14 protein-coding genes are annotated in these 13,626 nt (G+C 60.8%); 7 read left to right on the plus strand and 7 right to left on the minus strand.

From position 1 onward, the window contains the following. Positions 1–21 precede the first annotated feature (21 nt). Complete coding sequence (locus PSJE_RS09630; protein ID WP_090457081.1) at positions 22–627, minus strand: arylesterase; 606 nt, start codon at positions 625–627, stop codon at positions 22–24. A gap of 10 nt (positions 628–637) precedes the next feature. Here PSJE_RS09630 and PSJE_RS09635 point away from each other — a divergent pair, with 10 nt between their 5' ends. The 3 genes from PSJE_RS09635 to greB are packed head-to-tail and all read left to right on the plus strand — an operon-like array spanning position 638 to position 4,357. Then, on the plus strand, positions 638–1,321 hold the full coding sequence (locus PSJE_RS09635) for an ABC transporter ATP-binding protein (RefSeq protein WP_046043370.1): 684 nt from the start codon (positions 638–640) through the stop codon (positions 1,319–1,321). Beyond that, positions 1,321–3,825, plus strand: coding sequence for an ABC transporter permease (locus PSJE_RS09640; RefSeq protein ID WP_090457083.1), 2,505 nt, complete (start codon positions 1,321–1,323; stop codon positions 3,823–3,825). The genes PSJE_RS09635 and PSJE_RS09640 overlap by 1 nt, the downstream gene beginning before the upstream one ends. A gap of 34 nt (positions 3,826–3,859) precedes the next feature. Then, positions 3,860–4,357: a transcription elongation factor GreB gene (gene greB / locus PSJE_RS09645; protein ID WP_057713804.1), complete on the plus strand. Its 498-nt coding sequence runs from the start codon at positions 3,860–3,862 to the stop codon at positions 4,355–4,357. A gap of 3 nt (positions 4,358–4,360) precedes the next feature. Here the strand turns inward: greB and PSJE_RS09650 are convergent, their stop codons facing one another. The 3 genes from PSJE_RS09650 to PSJE_RS09660 form a co-directional block, all read right to left on the minus strand. Beyond that, positions 4,361–4,669 (minus strand): hypothetical protein, encoded by a 309-nt coding sequence (locus PSJE_RS09650; RefSeq protein ID WP_057713803.1) that lies wholly within the window; start codon positions 4,667–4,669, stop codon positions 4,361–4,363. A 247-nt stretch (positions 4,670–4,916) separates the two neighbouring features. After that, positions 4,917–5,351 (minus strand): DoxX family protein, encoded by a 435-nt coding sequence (locus tag PSJE_RS09655; protein ID WP_090457085.1) that lies wholly within the window; start codon positions 5,349–5,351, stop codon positions 4,917–4,919. A 103-nt stretch (positions 5,352–5,454) separates the two neighbouring features. After that, positions 5,455–6,876, minus strand: a complete 1,422-nt coding sequence (locus PSJE_RS09660; RefSeq protein ID WP_057713801.1) for an MltF family protein — start codon at positions 6,874–6,876, stop codon at positions 5,455–5,457. Positions 6,877–7,113: 237 nt separating this feature from the next. Between PSJE_RS09660 and PSJE_RS09665 the strand changes: the two genes are divergently transcribed. The 3 genes from PSJE_RS09665 (at position 7,114) to PSJE_RS09675 (ending at position 10,102) form a co-directional block, all read left to right on the plus strand. Then, a complete protein-coding gene (locus PSJE_RS09665) occupies positions 7,114–7,920 on the plus strand; it encodes a TatD family hydrolase (protein ID WP_057713800.1) in 807 nt (268 codons plus the stop codon). Positions 7,921–8,033: 113 nt separating this feature from the next. Then, positions 8,034–9,515 carry a methyl-accepting chemotaxis protein gene (locus PSJE_RS09670; RefSeq protein WP_090457087.1) on the plus strand — a complete coding sequence of 494 codons (1,482 nt, stop codon included), beginning with the start codon at positions 8,034–8,036 and terminating at the stop codon, positions 9,513–9,515. 221 nt (positions 9,516–9,736) lie between these two features. Beyond that, on the plus strand, positions 9,737–10,102 hold the full coding sequence (locus tag PSJE_RS09675) for a DUF962 domain-containing protein (protein ID WP_057713798.1): 366 nt from the start codon (positions 9,737–9,739) through the stop codon (positions 10,100–10,102). Here PSJE_RS09675 and PSJE_RS09680 read toward each other — a convergent pair whose 3' ends face one another. The 3 genes from PSJE_RS09680 to PSJE_RS09690 all read right to left on the minus strand — a co-directional run bounded on the left by PSJE_RS09680 (position 10,103) and on the right by PSJE_RS09690 (position 12,276). After that, complete coding sequence (locus PSJE_RS09680) at positions 10,103–10,900, minus strand: acyl-CoA thioesterase (protein ID WP_090457089.1); 798 nt, start codon at positions 10,898–10,900, stop codon at positions 10,103–10,105. It abuts the gene before it with no gap. 231 nt (positions 10,901–11,131) lie between these two features. Beyond that, positions 11,132–11,890: a CHAD domain-containing protein gene (locus PSJE_RS09685; protein ID WP_090457091.1), complete on the minus strand. Its 759-nt coding sequence runs from the start codon at positions 11,888–11,890 to the stop codon at positions 11,132–11,134. A 107-nt stretch (positions 11,891–11,997) separates the two neighbouring features. Next, a complete protein-coding gene (locus PSJE_RS09690) occupies positions 11,998–12,276 on the minus strand; it encodes a hypothetical protein (RefSeq protein ID WP_034150181.1) in 279 nt (92 codons plus the stop codon). Between the two features lie 219 nt (positions 12,277–12,495). Between PSJE_RS09690 and PSJE_RS09695 the strand changes: the two genes are divergently transcribed. Further along, on the plus strand, positions 12,496–13,533 hold the full coding sequence (locus PSJE_RS09695) for a patatin-like phospholipase family protein (protein ID WP_057713795.1): 1,038 nt from the start codon (positions 12,496–12,498) through the stop codon (positions 13,531–13,533). Positions 13,534–13,626: the final 93 nt, after the last annotated feature.

The following is a 13,626-nucleotide window of genomic DNA, read 5'->3' on the forward strand; positions in this document are numbered from 1 at the left end:
AAGCCTGCTTCTAGAAAAGTGTCATAACAGCGGTTTTAGAGTAGGCCAGACATTTTCCAGCAACTTGTCCTGGGCCCCGGCCGCCGGGTGTATGCCGTCAGCCTGCATCAAGTCCGGATGGCCGCCTACGCCATCGAGGAAAAACGGCACCAGCGGGATCTTTTTCTCATCGGCCAGGTTGCTGTAGACCTCGGCGAACGCCTTGGTGTAACGCGCACCATAATTGGGTGGCAATTGCATGCCGAGCAGCAACACCTTGGCACCGCTGGCCCGGGAGCTGTCGATCATCGAAGCAAGATTTTGTTGCAATTGAGTTGGCAGCATCCCGCGCAGACCATCATTGCCGCCCAGCTCGAGGATCACCAGTTCCGGTTTATGCTCTGCAAGCAGCGCGGGCAGGCGCGCCTGGCCTCCGGCACTGGTGTCGCCACTGATGGACGCATTGATCACTTTGTCGTCGAAACCTTCGTGCCTGAGCCGTTGCTCAAGCAGCGACACCCACCCCAGCCGGGTATCCAGCCCGAAACCGGCGCTGATACTATCGCCAACGATCAGGACTGTACCCGCCGCTGCGTTTTGGGCCATGCACATCAAGGCCAGGCCAGCACTCAAAAACCAGACACGCATCGGACTCTCCATGGGCGCAAGCATTCTCATCGCGAAGGACCTTAGCAAAGTGGTTCCCAGCGCGGAAGGTGAACTGACCATCCTGCACCAACTCAGCCTGGAACTGAACAAGGGCGACAGCCTGGCCATCGTCGGCGCTTCCGGCTCCGGCAAGTCCACCCTGCTGGGCCTGCTTGCCGGCCTCGACCTGCCGAGCAGCGGCGAAGTCACACTCGCCGGGCAAGGCCTGAGCAACCTCGATGAAGACCAGCGTGCGCGCATCCGCGCCGAGCACGTGGGTTTTGTCTTTCAATCGTTTCAGCTGCTCGACAGTCTCAATGCCCTGGAAAACGTCATGTTGCCACTGGAGCTCGATGGCCGCAAAGACGCCCGCGAACGCGCCACCCAATTGCTGCAACGGGTGGGACTGGGCCAACGCCTGACTCACTCGCCGCGCCAGCTCTCCGGAGGCGAGCAACAACGCGTGGCGATTGCCCGCGCATTCGCCGCCGAGCCCGATGTGCTGTTCGCCGACGAACCGACCGGCAACCTCGACAGCCACACCGGCGAGCGCATCAGCGACTTGCTGTTCGAGCTCAACCAGGAGCGCGGCACGACCCTGGTGCTGGTGACTCACGATGAACGCCTGGCCCATCGCTGCCGGCGCCTGATCCGTCTTGAAGCCGGCCTGCTGGTCGCCCCTCTGGAGCCTTGATGGCACGTCTGCCGCTGTTGCGCCTGTTCAGTCTCGCCATCCGCCAATTGCTGCGCGATGCCCGCGCCGGTGAATTGCGCGTGTTGTTTTTCGCCTTGCTGGTGGCCGTGGCCGCCAGCACCGCCATCGGTTACTTTGGCGCGCGCCTGAACGGCGCCATGATGCTGCGCGCTACCGAATTTCTCGGTGCCGACCTGCTGCTCGAAGGCAGTTCGCCTGCGCGCCCCGAACAGATAAGAAGCGGCACCGAACTGGGTCTGGAACACGCTCAAGTGGTGGAATTCTCCAGCGTCATCGCCACCGACAACAGCATTCAGCTGTCCAGCATCAAGGCGGCCGATGACACCTATCCGCTACGCGGCGAATTGAAAAGCGCGCCCGCCCCCTTTGCCACGCAAATAGTCGGTGGCGGACCGCAACCCGGTGAAGCCTGGGTCGAGGCACGCCTGCTGACCGCCCTGGACCTGAAGATCGGCGACAGCATCGATGTCGGCATGAAAACCCTGAAACTGGCGCGGGTGCTGACTTACGAACCCGATCGCGCCGGCAATTTCTACAGCCTGACACCGCGGGTGCTGATCAACCTCGACGACCTTGCAGCCACCGGCGTGGTGCAGCCCGGCAGCAGGGTCAGCTATCGCGAATTATGGCGAGGCAGCGCTCAGGCACTCGAGACGTATCGGCAACTGATCAAACCGGGGCTTGCCGCCAACCAGCGCTTGCAGGACGCCCGCGACGGTAATCGACAGATCGGTGGCGCCCTGGGCAAAGCCGAACGCTACCTGAACATGGCCAGCCTGGTGGCGGTGTTGCTGTCCGGCGTGGCGGTGGCGCTGTCGGCAACCCGCTTCGCCACCCGACGGTTCGATGCCAGTGCCTTGCTGCGCTGCCTCGGGCTGTCGCGCCGGGAAACCATGGTGCTGTTCAGCCTGCAACTGACTGTCCTCGGGCTGCTGGCCAGCATCAGCGGCGCCCTCCTCGGCTGGCTCGCACAGCTGGGGTTGTTTGCCCTGCTGCATGACTTGTTGCCGACCGACGTGCCTCCGGGCGGGCTGTTTCCGGCCATTGCCGGGATCGGCACCGGACTGGTGGCGTTGGCCGGATTCGCCTTGCCGCCACTGGCGGCTCTGGGCCGGGTTCCGCCATTGCGCGTGCTGCGCCGGGACATGTTGCCGATCCCCTCCAGCACCTGGATGGTCTACGGCGCAGCGCTGGGCGCCCTCGCCCTGATCATGTGGCGCCTGAGCCTGGACCTGGTGCTGACCTTTGCCCTGCTCGGCGGCGGCGTGATTGCAGCGTTGGTGCTGGGCGGCTTGTTGTTGCTGCTGTTGAAGAGCCTGCGACGCATGCTTGCTCGTGCGTCCTTGCCCTGGCGCCTGGGACTGGGCCAACTGCTGCGTCATCCGCTCGCTGCCGCGGGCCAGTCCCTGGCGTTCGGCCTGATTCTGCTGTCAATGGCGCTGATTGCGCTGCTGCGCGGCGAGTTGCTGGACACCTGGCAGAACCAGCTGCCGAAAAACGCTCCAAACTACTTCGCGCTGAACATCCTGCCAGCGGACAAACAGGCCTTCACCGATCACCTGATCACCGTATCGGCGCAATCGGCACCGCTGTACCCGGTGGTGCCTGGACGCTTGATCAGCATCAACGGCGAGCCTGTGCAGCAAATCGTCACCAAGGAATCGGCCGGGGACCGGGCGATCCAGCGCGACCTGAGCCTGACCTGGGCCGCGGACCTGCCGTCGGGCAACAAACTCACGGCCGGCAATTGGTGGAACCAACAGATGCCGGACGATGTACCCGGCGTGTCGGTAGAAGGCAAGGTCGCCGAGAGTTTGAAAATAAAGCTCGGCGACCACCTGGTATTCAGCGTTGGCGGAGTCAATCGCGAGGCGAAGGTCACCAGCCTGCGGGAGATCAACTGGGACAACTTCCAGCCGAACTTCTTCATGATCTTCCAGCCCGGCACCCTCAAGGATCTGCCAGCGACCTACCTGACCAGTTTCTATCTGGCAGCGGGTCACGACCAACAGATTGTCGACCTGTCCCGCGCCTTCCCGGCGGTGACCATCCTGCAGGTCGAAGCCTTGCTGGAGCAACTGCGCAGCATCCTCGCCCAGGTGACCCTGGCGGTGGAGTACGTGTTGTTGTTCGTGTTGGCGGCGGGGATGGCGGTGCTGTTCTCCGGCCTGCAAGCGACGCTGGATGAACGCATTCGCCAGGGCGCGCTGTTGCGTGCGCTGGGGGCGGAGCGGCAATTGCTGGTCAAGGCCCGGCGTATCGAGTTCGGTTTGCTGGGCGCAGTCAGTGGCTTGCTGGCGGCACTGGGTTCGGAAGTGGTGAGTTGGGTGCTCTATCGCTACGCCTTTGACCTGCCGTGGCATCCACATCCATGGCTGTTGTTGCTCCCACTGGTGGGCGCCGTGCTCATTGGTGGTGCAGGGGTGTTCGGCACCCGTCGGGCATTGAACGCCAGCCCGCTGACAGTTCTGCGCGAGGGTTGATAGACTCCTGCCATCCTCACCACAAGAAGCTGTCATGAGCCGTTACCGCCCTCCCCGCACCGCTGGCACCGCGCTGATCACCCCCGAGGGTGAAGCGCGGATGCGCGCCGAGTTCCATGAGTTGTGGCATGTACGTCGGCCCCAAGTTACCCAGGCTGTCAGCGAAGCCGCGGCCCAGGGTGATCGCTCGGAGAACGCCGAATACACCTATGGCAAAAAGATGCTGCGAGAGATCGACAGCCGCGTGCGTTTTCTCACCAAACGCCTGGAAGCGCTCAAGGTGGTCAGCGAAAAACCCAGCGATCCGAACAAGGTCTATTTCGGCGCCTGGGTCACGATCGAGGACGAGGATGGCAAAGAGTCGCGCTACCGCATTGTCGGGCCGGATGAACTGGACCTCAAACAGGGCCTGATCAGCATCGACTCGCCCCTGGCCCGCGCATTGATCGGCAAGGCACTGGATGCCGAAGTCCGGGTCCAGACACCGACGGGTGAGCAGTGCGTGTACATCGTGGCAATCGAGTACCCGTGAGCGTTAAAGCCGGGTAATCAGTCCCTGCCGGGCAACGCGGGTCAGTTGCCGGATCACTTCAGGCGCATCTTCGAGGCTGGGGGACTGAATCACTGCCAGATCGAAACTGTCGTTGGCGAAACGAGCGAGCGACTCACCGTCTTCGACAAACTGGATCAGGAAGGCAGCGGGACCGCCGGTACGACGTGGCCAGCCATCGAGATAACGCAAGAGCGTCGGCTGATGTTTGCCGCCAAGCAGGATTTTTGGATTGCGCTGGGTGAGATGTGCCGTGATCGGCGCGGGACGTACAACGGGGTTTAGTGCATTCATTGTGTCGTGTCTCTGCCTCAAAAGTCTGCATGGCAGGTGAGAGGCAACACCGAACCAGCGCTTTAGCGGTATTTCGAAGCCTGTTCCGGCTTCTATCGGCAACTGGATGAGTCACCTGGCGCCCCGCAAGTAGCTGTTTAAATCGGCGCATGAGCAACATCCTAGAGAAGCTGACTGGACAGTGTCAAGAATGACGCTCAACAAAAAAGGCCCGCACAATGCGGGCCTTTTCGTTGAACCAGAGCGGTCAACCGGCGATGGCACGGTCCGCCGAGAGCTTGCCCGCACCTTCGATCAATACCGCGAGACTGCCACCGAGCAACGCCAGGGCGAACTCATAACCGTTGTTGGCCATGAACAGACCGTTGCTGATGTGCACCGAGAAAATCGCAACCAGCGACAGGAAGATCAGGCCCAGTGCGGCCGGGCGAACCAGCAAGCCGATGATCAGGGCCAGGCCGGCGAAGAATTCGGTGCCGCCCGCCAGTGCCGCCATCAGGTAACCCGGCGTCAGTCCGAGGCTTTCCATGTACTGCGCGGTTCCAGCCAGACCATAGCCACCGAATGCTCCGAAGAGCTTCTGCGAACCGTGAGCGGCGAAAACAATACCGACCACGATGCGCAGAACGGTCAGACCGTAGCCAGCGCGTGTAGACAGTACCTTATTGATCAGTGTGCTCATGCTGTTTCATTCCTTGTCAGTGTGTGTTGGTTGGCCGCTATATTAATCAGTAATTCACATACTAAAAGCGCAAAAAACCCGTCATAACAATCAGATTAATTGATCATTTGCGTGAGACAACCTTTTGCCCCTGGGGCTCCAACGACTCCCGCTCCCGGTCGAACGCCAAGTAATACTTGTTCACGCTATTAACATAACTGACAGGCCCCATACCCACTTGCTCCATGGCAATGCGTTCGACCTGGAAGAACCACTGGTTGGGATTCAAGCCTCGCCGACGGGCTTCGGCGCGCATGCCTTGCACCCGCTCCGGCCCGATGTTGTAGGCCGCCAGCACGAAGGCCATGCGTTCGCGCTCGTTGAGTTTCGGACTGGCAAAGAATTTGCGCCGGATCATCGCCAGGTACTTGGCCCCGGCCTGCACATTGCCATCAAGGTCCTGAATATTGTTGACCCCCACCCGCTGCGCCGCAGAAGGCGTGATCTGCATCAGACCGGTGGGGCCACCGCCACTGCGGGCGGCGGGTTGCAGGGATGACTCCTTGAAGGCCAGCGCCGCCAGGTTCAGCCAGTCCATGCCCTGGGCGTCGGCATGTTTCTGCAGCACCGGGCGAAGTTTTTCCAGACGCTGTCGGTCCGCCTTGGCCAGTGGATAGTGCACTTGATAGAGACGACGATAGATCCGCAGGAACGCGGCGTCCTGATCCGATGGTTTTTTGTAGACGGTGAGGAAGCGATCAATGCTGGCCCGCAGCATCGAGGCATCACGGCGCACGAACCAGAATTCCTCTCCCGGATCACTGACGAGTACCTGTTTGTCGAAACGCAGCCTGGGCAGGATCTTGCCCCAGCGTTCGGCGATCGGTTGCTCGACGATGGTCAGGTGGAAGATCCCGCCCTGCACCATCTCCAGTACATCCTCGACGGCAAGGCTCGGATCGACCCATTCGATCGTGACCGGTGGCAGTTTGTGCAAGGCGAGCTTTTGATTGATCTGGCTGACGGCATCCCCGGCGGCACTGCCTGCGGGTAATGCCAGGGTCTTGCCGGAAAGCTGTTCAAGCCTGGTGTAGCGGCGTTCGCCCTTGATGCCCACCAGGACCAACGGGATGTTGCTGGCAATCGGCTCACTGGTGCTGACGGCGAAGCCGGGTTGCAGCTCGAGCAACTCGCCTGGCGCCACCAGATCGCCCTCCCCCCGCTGCAATGCGCCAAGCAGTTGATCCTTGGCCTTGGGAATGATCTTGAGGGTGATTTCCTGACCGTCACGGGCGTGGCCGTTGAGGTATTGCTCGAACGCTCTCAGGCGATGGTACTCGACCCCGATCGCCTGCCCCTGGACTTCACCGGAACTGTTGCGGCTCTGGTTGACCAACACCCGCAGCACACGACTGCTGCGTATTTCCGCAAGGTCGCGCACCTTGCTCGCCGGTACCGCTTGCAACGGCCCGGGCAGACGCGCGACCGCCGTCATCGGCAGTAGCAGCGAACAACACAGCAGTAGCAAAACCGAGGGACGAATCATCCACTCTCCGGAAAGAATATGAGGCCCGCTTCAATGACGAAAACCATCAAGCGCGGCGACAAAAACAGAGCGCCCAAGGCGCTGGCAACGTGCGAAAGACTGGCACAATGATGGCAAAACTACCAACCAGGTCTGGTCCGCGGCTCAAGAGACAGCGTTAACCCGTTGTAGTTCTTGGTTTTTCTTATAAATCCACGGCTCTGATATGCTTTCCGGCCTTTGGGCCGAGGTAGCACCATGCAACTCATCGATATCGGCGTCAACCTGACCAACGCCAGTTTTGCCGACAAACACCAAGCCGTACTTGACCGCGCCTACGCGGCCGGCGTGTGCCAACTGGTGCTGACCGGCACCAGTGTCGAGGGCAGTGAACAGGCCCTTGAGCTGTGCCAGCAACTGGACGAAAGCGCCCAGCGCCTGTTCGCCACCGCCGGTATTCACCCTCACTGCGCCAGCGACTGGAACGCCGACAGCGCCCGACGTTTGCGCAGCTTGCTCTTGGAGCCGAATGTGGTGGCCGTGGGCGAATGCGGGCTGGATTTCAACCGTGATTTCTCGCCGCGCCCGCAACAGGAGAAGGTCCTCGAAGAACACCTGGCCATGGCCGTCGAATTGCAGCTGCCGGTTTTTCTGCACGAACGCGACGCCAGCCAGCGCCTGCTGGAAATCCTGCGCGACTTCCGCGACCGACTGCCGGCCGCCGTAGTGCACTGCTTCACTGGAGAGCAGAAGGCACTGTTCAGCTATCTCGACCTGGACTTGCACATCGGCATTACCGGCTGGATCTGCGACGAACGCCGGGGCACGCATTTGCACCCACTGGTCAAGGAGATCAAGCGCGGACGCCTGATGCTCGAAAGCGACGCACCGTATCTGCTGCCGCGCAGCCTGCGCCCCAAGCCGAAAAACGGGCGAAACGAGCCGGCGTACCTGACCGAAGTACTACGCGAAGTGGCACTGCATCGCGGGGAAAGCCAGGAAGATCTGGCAGCGCATACCACCGCGTGCGCGCGGGCGTTTTATGGTCTGCCATTGATCTCCTGATTGCCATAAATCCCACAGGTTTGAAGTTGATCTGCATCAAGAGTCAGTCACCTGTATAGCGGCACAATGATGGCGTCTTGCCAAAACTGTTTCCGCTATCAGAGAAGACCTCCATGGGTGCCTGGCTTAGCAATATCTCGCTGAAATACAAATTCTGGGCGGTCAACGCCGTCGCTTTCGTCACCACTCTGTTGCTGGTGCTGTACGCGGTGCAACTCGAACAGCAGGCCCGCAGTCGCGCCGCCCAGGCTTCGGCCCAGGCTCAGGCGCGATTGCTCGAAGCCTGGCCCGCCGGGCAAACGTTGCCCCACGCCGACAACTTCCTTGCGTTCAGCCGAGGACAGGCACCCACGCTCAATGAGCAACCCGTGCAACAACTGGCCGACGCCAATGGCTGGGTCGAGATCAACGTGATGCCGTTGTTCGGTGACAATCCGCTGATGGGTGCCGAAGTGTTTACCCGTGCCGACGGCCAGCGGGTCGCCGTGATTGCCCATGGTCCGAGCCTGAGCCAGGTGTTCAACGAGCGTTTTGCCAACTACGCGGTGGCGGTGTTCATCCTGATGCTGGCAATGCTCGGTGCATCGCAGTTATTGATCCGCTTCCTGCTCAGCCAGCTCAACACCTTGAAAGATGTCATGTTGCACGTGGAGAAAACCGGCGACCTGTCGGCCCGCGTGCCATTGGCCTGCAGCGACGAAGTCGGGCAAATGGCCAACGCCTTCAACGCCATGCAGGCCGGTTATCAACGGGTGGTCAACACCGTCGCCAGCACCGCCCGGCAACTGGATGTCGGCGCCGCACGGCTGGCGGCCAGCATGAATGAAGTGCGCCACGGCATGCTGGGCCAGCAAAGCGAAACCGATCAGGCCGCCACAGCGATCAATGAAATGACCGCCACGGTCTATCACATCGCTCAACACGCGGGTGCCACCCGTGACCTTTCACAATCGGCCGATACCCTGGCCGGCAGCGGGCAGGCGGTTGTGACACGGGTGCAGCGGTCGATTGCCGGACTGTCCACCGGCGTCCAGCAGACTGCCGAGATGATTCAACGCCTGGCCGAGGACAGCCAGAAAATCAACGGCGTGGTCAACGTGATTCACAGCATCGCCGAGCAGACCAACCTGTTGGCGCTCAACGCCGCCATCGAAGCGGCCCGGGCCGGCGAAATGGGTCGCGGTTTCGCGGTAGTCGCCGATGAAGTACGCAACCTCGCCAAACGCGTGCAGGCCTCCACGGATGAGATCACCCTCATGGTCTCGGCGTTGCAGGCCGGCACACGGGACGCCGTGGATTTCATGCAAGAGAGCTCGTTCAAGGCCGACGACTGCGTACAACAGGCGCAAGAGGCCGGCGCGGCATTGGCCGAGATCACCGGAGCGGTGGCGCAGATGCGTGAAAGCAACACGCAGATCGCGGTGGCGGCCGAGCAGCAGAGCCAGGTGGCGGAGGAGATGAACCGGGCGGTGGTGAGCATCCGTGACGTGACCGAGAACACGGTGCATCAGACGGTGACGTCGGCGACCACCAGCAATGAGCTGGCGGCGTTGGCCGGTGAGTTGAGCAAGGTGATAGGTCAACTGAAACTTTGAGAGCCTCTTCGCGGGCAAGCCCGCTCCCACAGGTGACCGCGTTCTTTCATTGGAATACGGTCAAAATGTAGGAACGGGATTGCTCGCGAAGGCTTCAGAACTGGCACCATCTATTCCAGTCATGGCACCTATCAAGCCAATAGCCAGCCTTGATTCGCCGCCAGCATAGACCGGGCCTATTCTTAATCACATGTGTTCAACATGGATCGAGGATCGGCATCATGGGCAAACGTCACCCCAACCTACCCGCCTGGCAATGGCGAGCCTACCCGAACAATCATCAGCACCCGACCAATCTGGTGCTGCACCTGATCGCGGTGCCGCTGTTCATCGTGGCATTTCTGCTGATTGTGACCGGGGTGTTCAGCCTGAGCCTGGCAAATATCGCCATCGGCGTAATCGGTGTCATTGCGGCGCTGGCCTTGCAACGCCACGGCCACAACCTGGAGACCCAAGCCTCCGAACCCTTCAGTGATCGCAAGGATGCGGTATCACGCCTGTTGGTCGAGCAGTTCCTGACGTTTCCACGGTTCTTCCTCAGCGGCGGCTGGTGGCGCGCCTGGCGTGAGCGCCACCGCCGTCACTGATCAGGCGAACACAGTCACGGTCTGCCGGCTCATGGCGATCAACCGGCCATCCGCGCTCCACATTTTTGCGGCGGCATGCCCGTAGCCGTCGGCGGCGTATTCGGTTTCGACGAGGTATTTGCACCAGTCCAGGGTGTTCAGTTCCAGCAGCGGCTGCACGAATTCGATGGTCCAGGTCAGCGTGCTGCCCATCGCCGGCTTCTTCAAAAACGGCATCAAGGCCGGCGGCCAGGCGTCCACCAGCGCCAGGATATGCGCCTCGCCGATAGCCTCTTCCTTTACGTCGCCGCGCAAACGTACCCAGCCACCCATTTGCCGGGATGTGCTACCGCTGAACGGCAGCCCGCCGACACTCCAGCGCATCGCCAGATGCCGCATGAACTCCGGGATGACGCCTTCGACGAAAGGCAATTCCTGGCATTCGTCCCAGTGCTTCATTTCAGGTGCCGGTTCAGCGGCCACCGCCACTTCCGAAGGTCGCGAGGCGCCGAAGCTGCCCTGGATCAACGTCACCACCTGGCCCTTCTGCATCACCCGGCCCAGCACTTGGCTGACGGCCTTGCCTTCGCGCAGCACCTCGACGTCAAAACTGACCGGCACCTCGGGCTCAACCGGGCCGACAAAGGTGATTGCCAACGAACGCACCGGTCGATCCGCCGGAACCCGGGCGCGCATGGCTTCGTACTGCAAAGCGGCCACCAGGCCACCGAAACTGGCTCGCCCCTGGGCCCAGGATGCCGGGATAGACAGCTCCATCGGCTGGCTGCGGACAGCGTTGAGCAGTTCGGAAAAACGCATGAAAACCTCTGGGAATGGAAAAAGATGAAGGGATCTTAACCATCTGGCGACGTGGATACATCGCCTATTCCGGCCAAATTGACTGACAGATAAGTCGCACAAGGCTCGTGCCGGACATATAACCTGCAGGAACGAGCCTGCTCGCGATAGCACCCGGACAGCCAACATCAATGTTGAATGTCATGACCTCATCGCGAGCAAGCTCGCTCCCACAAAGGATCTCGAGTGGTCTCAGGATTTGAAACAGGCCTTGCTGAATTTTTCCAGAACGCGGTCCGCTCGGGTTTCGGCCTCGGCCATGGTGGCTTCCCACACGGCAACACAGGGTTGCAAATCCGCTTCCCGTTCAGCCATCGCCAGCCATTGCACGCAATCGTGCCAGTCGCCCAGCGCACCCTGGGCCGATTTCAGCCGGGGCATGGCCGCTTTCGGCAAACGGTCCAGTTCGGGGTAAGCGTCGATGCCATAGCGCACGCGCTTGATCAGCAGGCGCAGCCGATGACGGTCGTGGGTCGGATCGTGCAGTGCCTCGTCGAGTTTTTTCCATTGCTTGCCCAGGCGTTTTTCGATGCGCTTGCGCAGGCCCTTGAGCAATCCCTGGCGCTGAGCGGCACGCAGAAAACGCGGAAACGCATCGAGGACGATCAACATTTGCGCGAGTTCGGGACTGGTCGCCACGGCCGGGTAAGCCTCGGCCATTTGCGCCATGCGCCACTGTGCGGCTTGGGGTTGATGGTGCTGGAGCAGGTACGCCGCCAGCACTTCGCGATCACGCAATGGTGTGGTCAGATCGCCCACCCGGGAGGCCGCCGCTTCCAGTTGTTCGACGCCGGGCAACCCGCGCAAGGGTCGCAACAGACTGCGTAACCGTCGCATGGTTGTACGCAGATCATGTAACGCTTCAGAGTCTGTACGCTCTTTCAAGCGGGCCTGACAGGCCAGCAGACGAACTTCCAGGCCCAGAACCTGAGCCACCAACCGATCGATCATGGGGGTTTACTCCGTAAACAGCGCCAGGTTGCAAGCTCCAGGCTGAAAGCTCCAGACTGCAAGCTCGAAGGCTCTTGCAGTTTAGAGCTTGTCACCGCTTTTTGCTTTTAACGCCCTGCGCGCGATTCACGAATATAGAAACGAGCCTTCTCGGCTTTTTTGGTGCAGCCTTCGAACCCCTCGAATTGCTGCTGGGTCTTGGCCGCGGTCAACAGCGACAGGGCCTTGGAGTAGCTGACGGTCCCGGCGAAACCTTCGGCTTTGGCCAGGTCCAGTTCATGCCATGCCGCATCCAGGTTACTACCGCAGCTGTCGCGATAAGCGGTTTTGCCGGCACAACCGGCCAGCGCCAGGGCAATCAATGGCACGCAGATCCAGGCTTTCATCACTCACTCCTCAAAAATAGGTCAACAGTCATGCAGGTAAGACGTTGTGGCACCTGAAAAGTGCCGTTGGTCGCCGTGCAACTATAGCGCCGACAAGAATAACCATGTGCCGCCATGGAGTGTCGAAAATACGACGCTCTTGTCCCCTCGAACGACCATGGCGATTGAAGCATGGCCCTCGATGGGTGCATTGTTGAATCATTCAAACGAGGGCGATCCATGAAAAAGCGTGTCGCACTGGTATTGGGCTCGGGTGGAGCCCGGGGTTATGCACATATCGGGGTCATTGAAGAGATCGAACGGCGCGGCTATGACATTGCTTGTATCGCCGGATGCTCCATGGGCGCGGTGGTGGGAGGGATCTACGCCGCCGGCAAACTCAATGACTACCGTGACTGGATCGAGAGCCTGGATTATCTCGACGTGTTGCGTCTGGTGGACGTCAGTTTTCGTCTGGGGGCGATCCGTGGCGAGAAAGTCTTCGGACAGATCCGCAAGATCGTCGGCGAGATCAACATCGAAGATTTGCGTATCCCCTACACTGCGGTTGCCACCGACCTGACCAACCAGCAGGAAATCTGGTTCCAGGAAGGTTGCCTGCATCAGGCCATGCGCGCCTCGGCAGCGATTCCCAGCCTGTTTACCCCGGTGATGCAAGGCAACCGCATGCTGGTCGATGGCGGCATTCTCAACCCGCTGCCGATCGTGCCGGTGGTGTCGAGCCATTGCGACTTGATCATCGCGGTCAACCTCAACGCCACCAACCAGCGCCACTATCAATTGCCGGTCATCCAGCGTCCCGCCGCCTTCAAGACCCGCTTCGACAGCCTGATCAACTCCGTCGGCTCGAAGTTGCCGTTCCGGCGCAAACAAGCCGAGCAATTGTTGATTCTGGAACAGGAAGCCTTGAAGGCCGAAGGTGCGGAGCTCAACCCGTGGATCGAATCCGCCGAGCCCCAGGCGCAGCAACCCGCGGCCGCTCCGGAAACCAGTGGTGCCCCCCGCTCCGCCACCGGTTCGTTCATCATCGACAACGTCGGGCCGGCGTCCTTGCTGGATTTGATCAACCAGAGTTTCGAGGTGATGCAGACGTCACTGGCGCAGTACAAGATTGCCGGGTATCCGCCGGACATCCTGATCAACGTGCCCAAGCGCGTGTGTCGGTTTTTCGAGTTCTACAAGGCGCCGGAGTTGATCGCGCTGGGACGGGAGATTGCGCGGGATACGCTGGACCGGTATGAGAATGAGCAGAACTGAACGTCTGAAAATTCTCGATTGAATGCAAGGGCCTCATCGCGAGCAAGCTCGCTCCCACAGTGAATCTTTGGTGTTCACAAAATGTGTGTCTGA

This window comes from Pseudomonas jessenii, from assembly GCF_002236115.1.
GTDB lineage: Bacteria > Pseudomonadota > Gammaproteobacteria > Pseudomonadales > Pseudomonadaceae > Aquipseudomonas > Aquipseudomonas jessenii.

Coding starts and splice junctions, on each gene's coding strand:
- PSJE_RS09630 (WP_090457081.1), bottom strand. CDS start 627: ATGCGTGTCTGGTTTTTGAGTGCTGGCCTGGCCTTGATGTGCATGGCC.
- PSJE_RS09635 (WP_046043370.1), top strand. CDS start 638: ATGGGCGCAAGCATTCTCATCGCGAAGGACCTTAGCAAAGTGGTTCCC.
- PSJE_RS09640 (WP_090457083.1), top strand. CDS start 1,321: ATGGCACGTCTGCCGCTGTTGCGCCTGTTCAGTCTCGCCATCCGCCAA.
- greB (WP_057713804.1), top strand. CDS start 3,860: ATGAGCCGTTACCGCCCTCCCCGCACCGCTGGCACCGCGCTGATCACC.
- PSJE_RS09650 (WP_057713803.1), bottom strand. CDS start 4,669: ATGAATGCACTAAACCCCGTTGTACGTCCCGCGCCGATCACGGCACAT.
- PSJE_RS09655 (WP_090457085.1), bottom strand. CDS start 5,351: ATGAGCACACTGATCAATAAGGTACTGTCTACACGCGCTGGCTACGGT.
- PSJE_RS09660 (WP_057713801.1), bottom strand. CDS start 6,876: ATGATTCGTCCCTCGGTTTTGCTACTGCTGTGTTGTTCGCTGCTACTG.
- PSJE_RS09665 (WP_057713800.1), top strand. CDS start 7,114: ATGCAACTCATCGATATCGGCGTCAACCTGACCAACGCCAGTTTTGCC.
- PSJE_RS09670 (WP_090457087.1), top strand. CDS start 8,034: ATGGGTGCCTGGCTTAGCAATATCTCGCTGAAATACAAATTCTGGGCG.
- PSJE_RS09675 (WP_057713798.1), top strand. CDS start 9,737: ATGGGCAAACGTCACCCCAACCTACCCGCCTGGCAATGGCGAGCCTAC.
- PSJE_RS09680 (WP_090457089.1), bottom strand. CDS start 10,900: ATGCGTTTTTCCGAACTGCTCAACGCTGTCCGCAGCCAGCCGATGGAG.
- PSJE_RS09685 (WP_090457091.1), bottom strand. CDS start 11,890: ATGATCGATCGGTTGGTGGCTCAGGTTCTGGGCCTGGAAGTTCGTCTG.
- PSJE_RS09690 (WP_034150181.1), bottom strand. CDS start 12,276: ATGAAAGCCTGGATCTGCGTGCCATTGATTGCCCTGGCGCTGGCCGGT.
- PSJE_RS09695 (WP_057713795.1), top strand. CDS start 12,496: ATGAAAAAGCGTGTCGCACTGGTATTGGGCTCGGGTGGAGCCCGGGGT.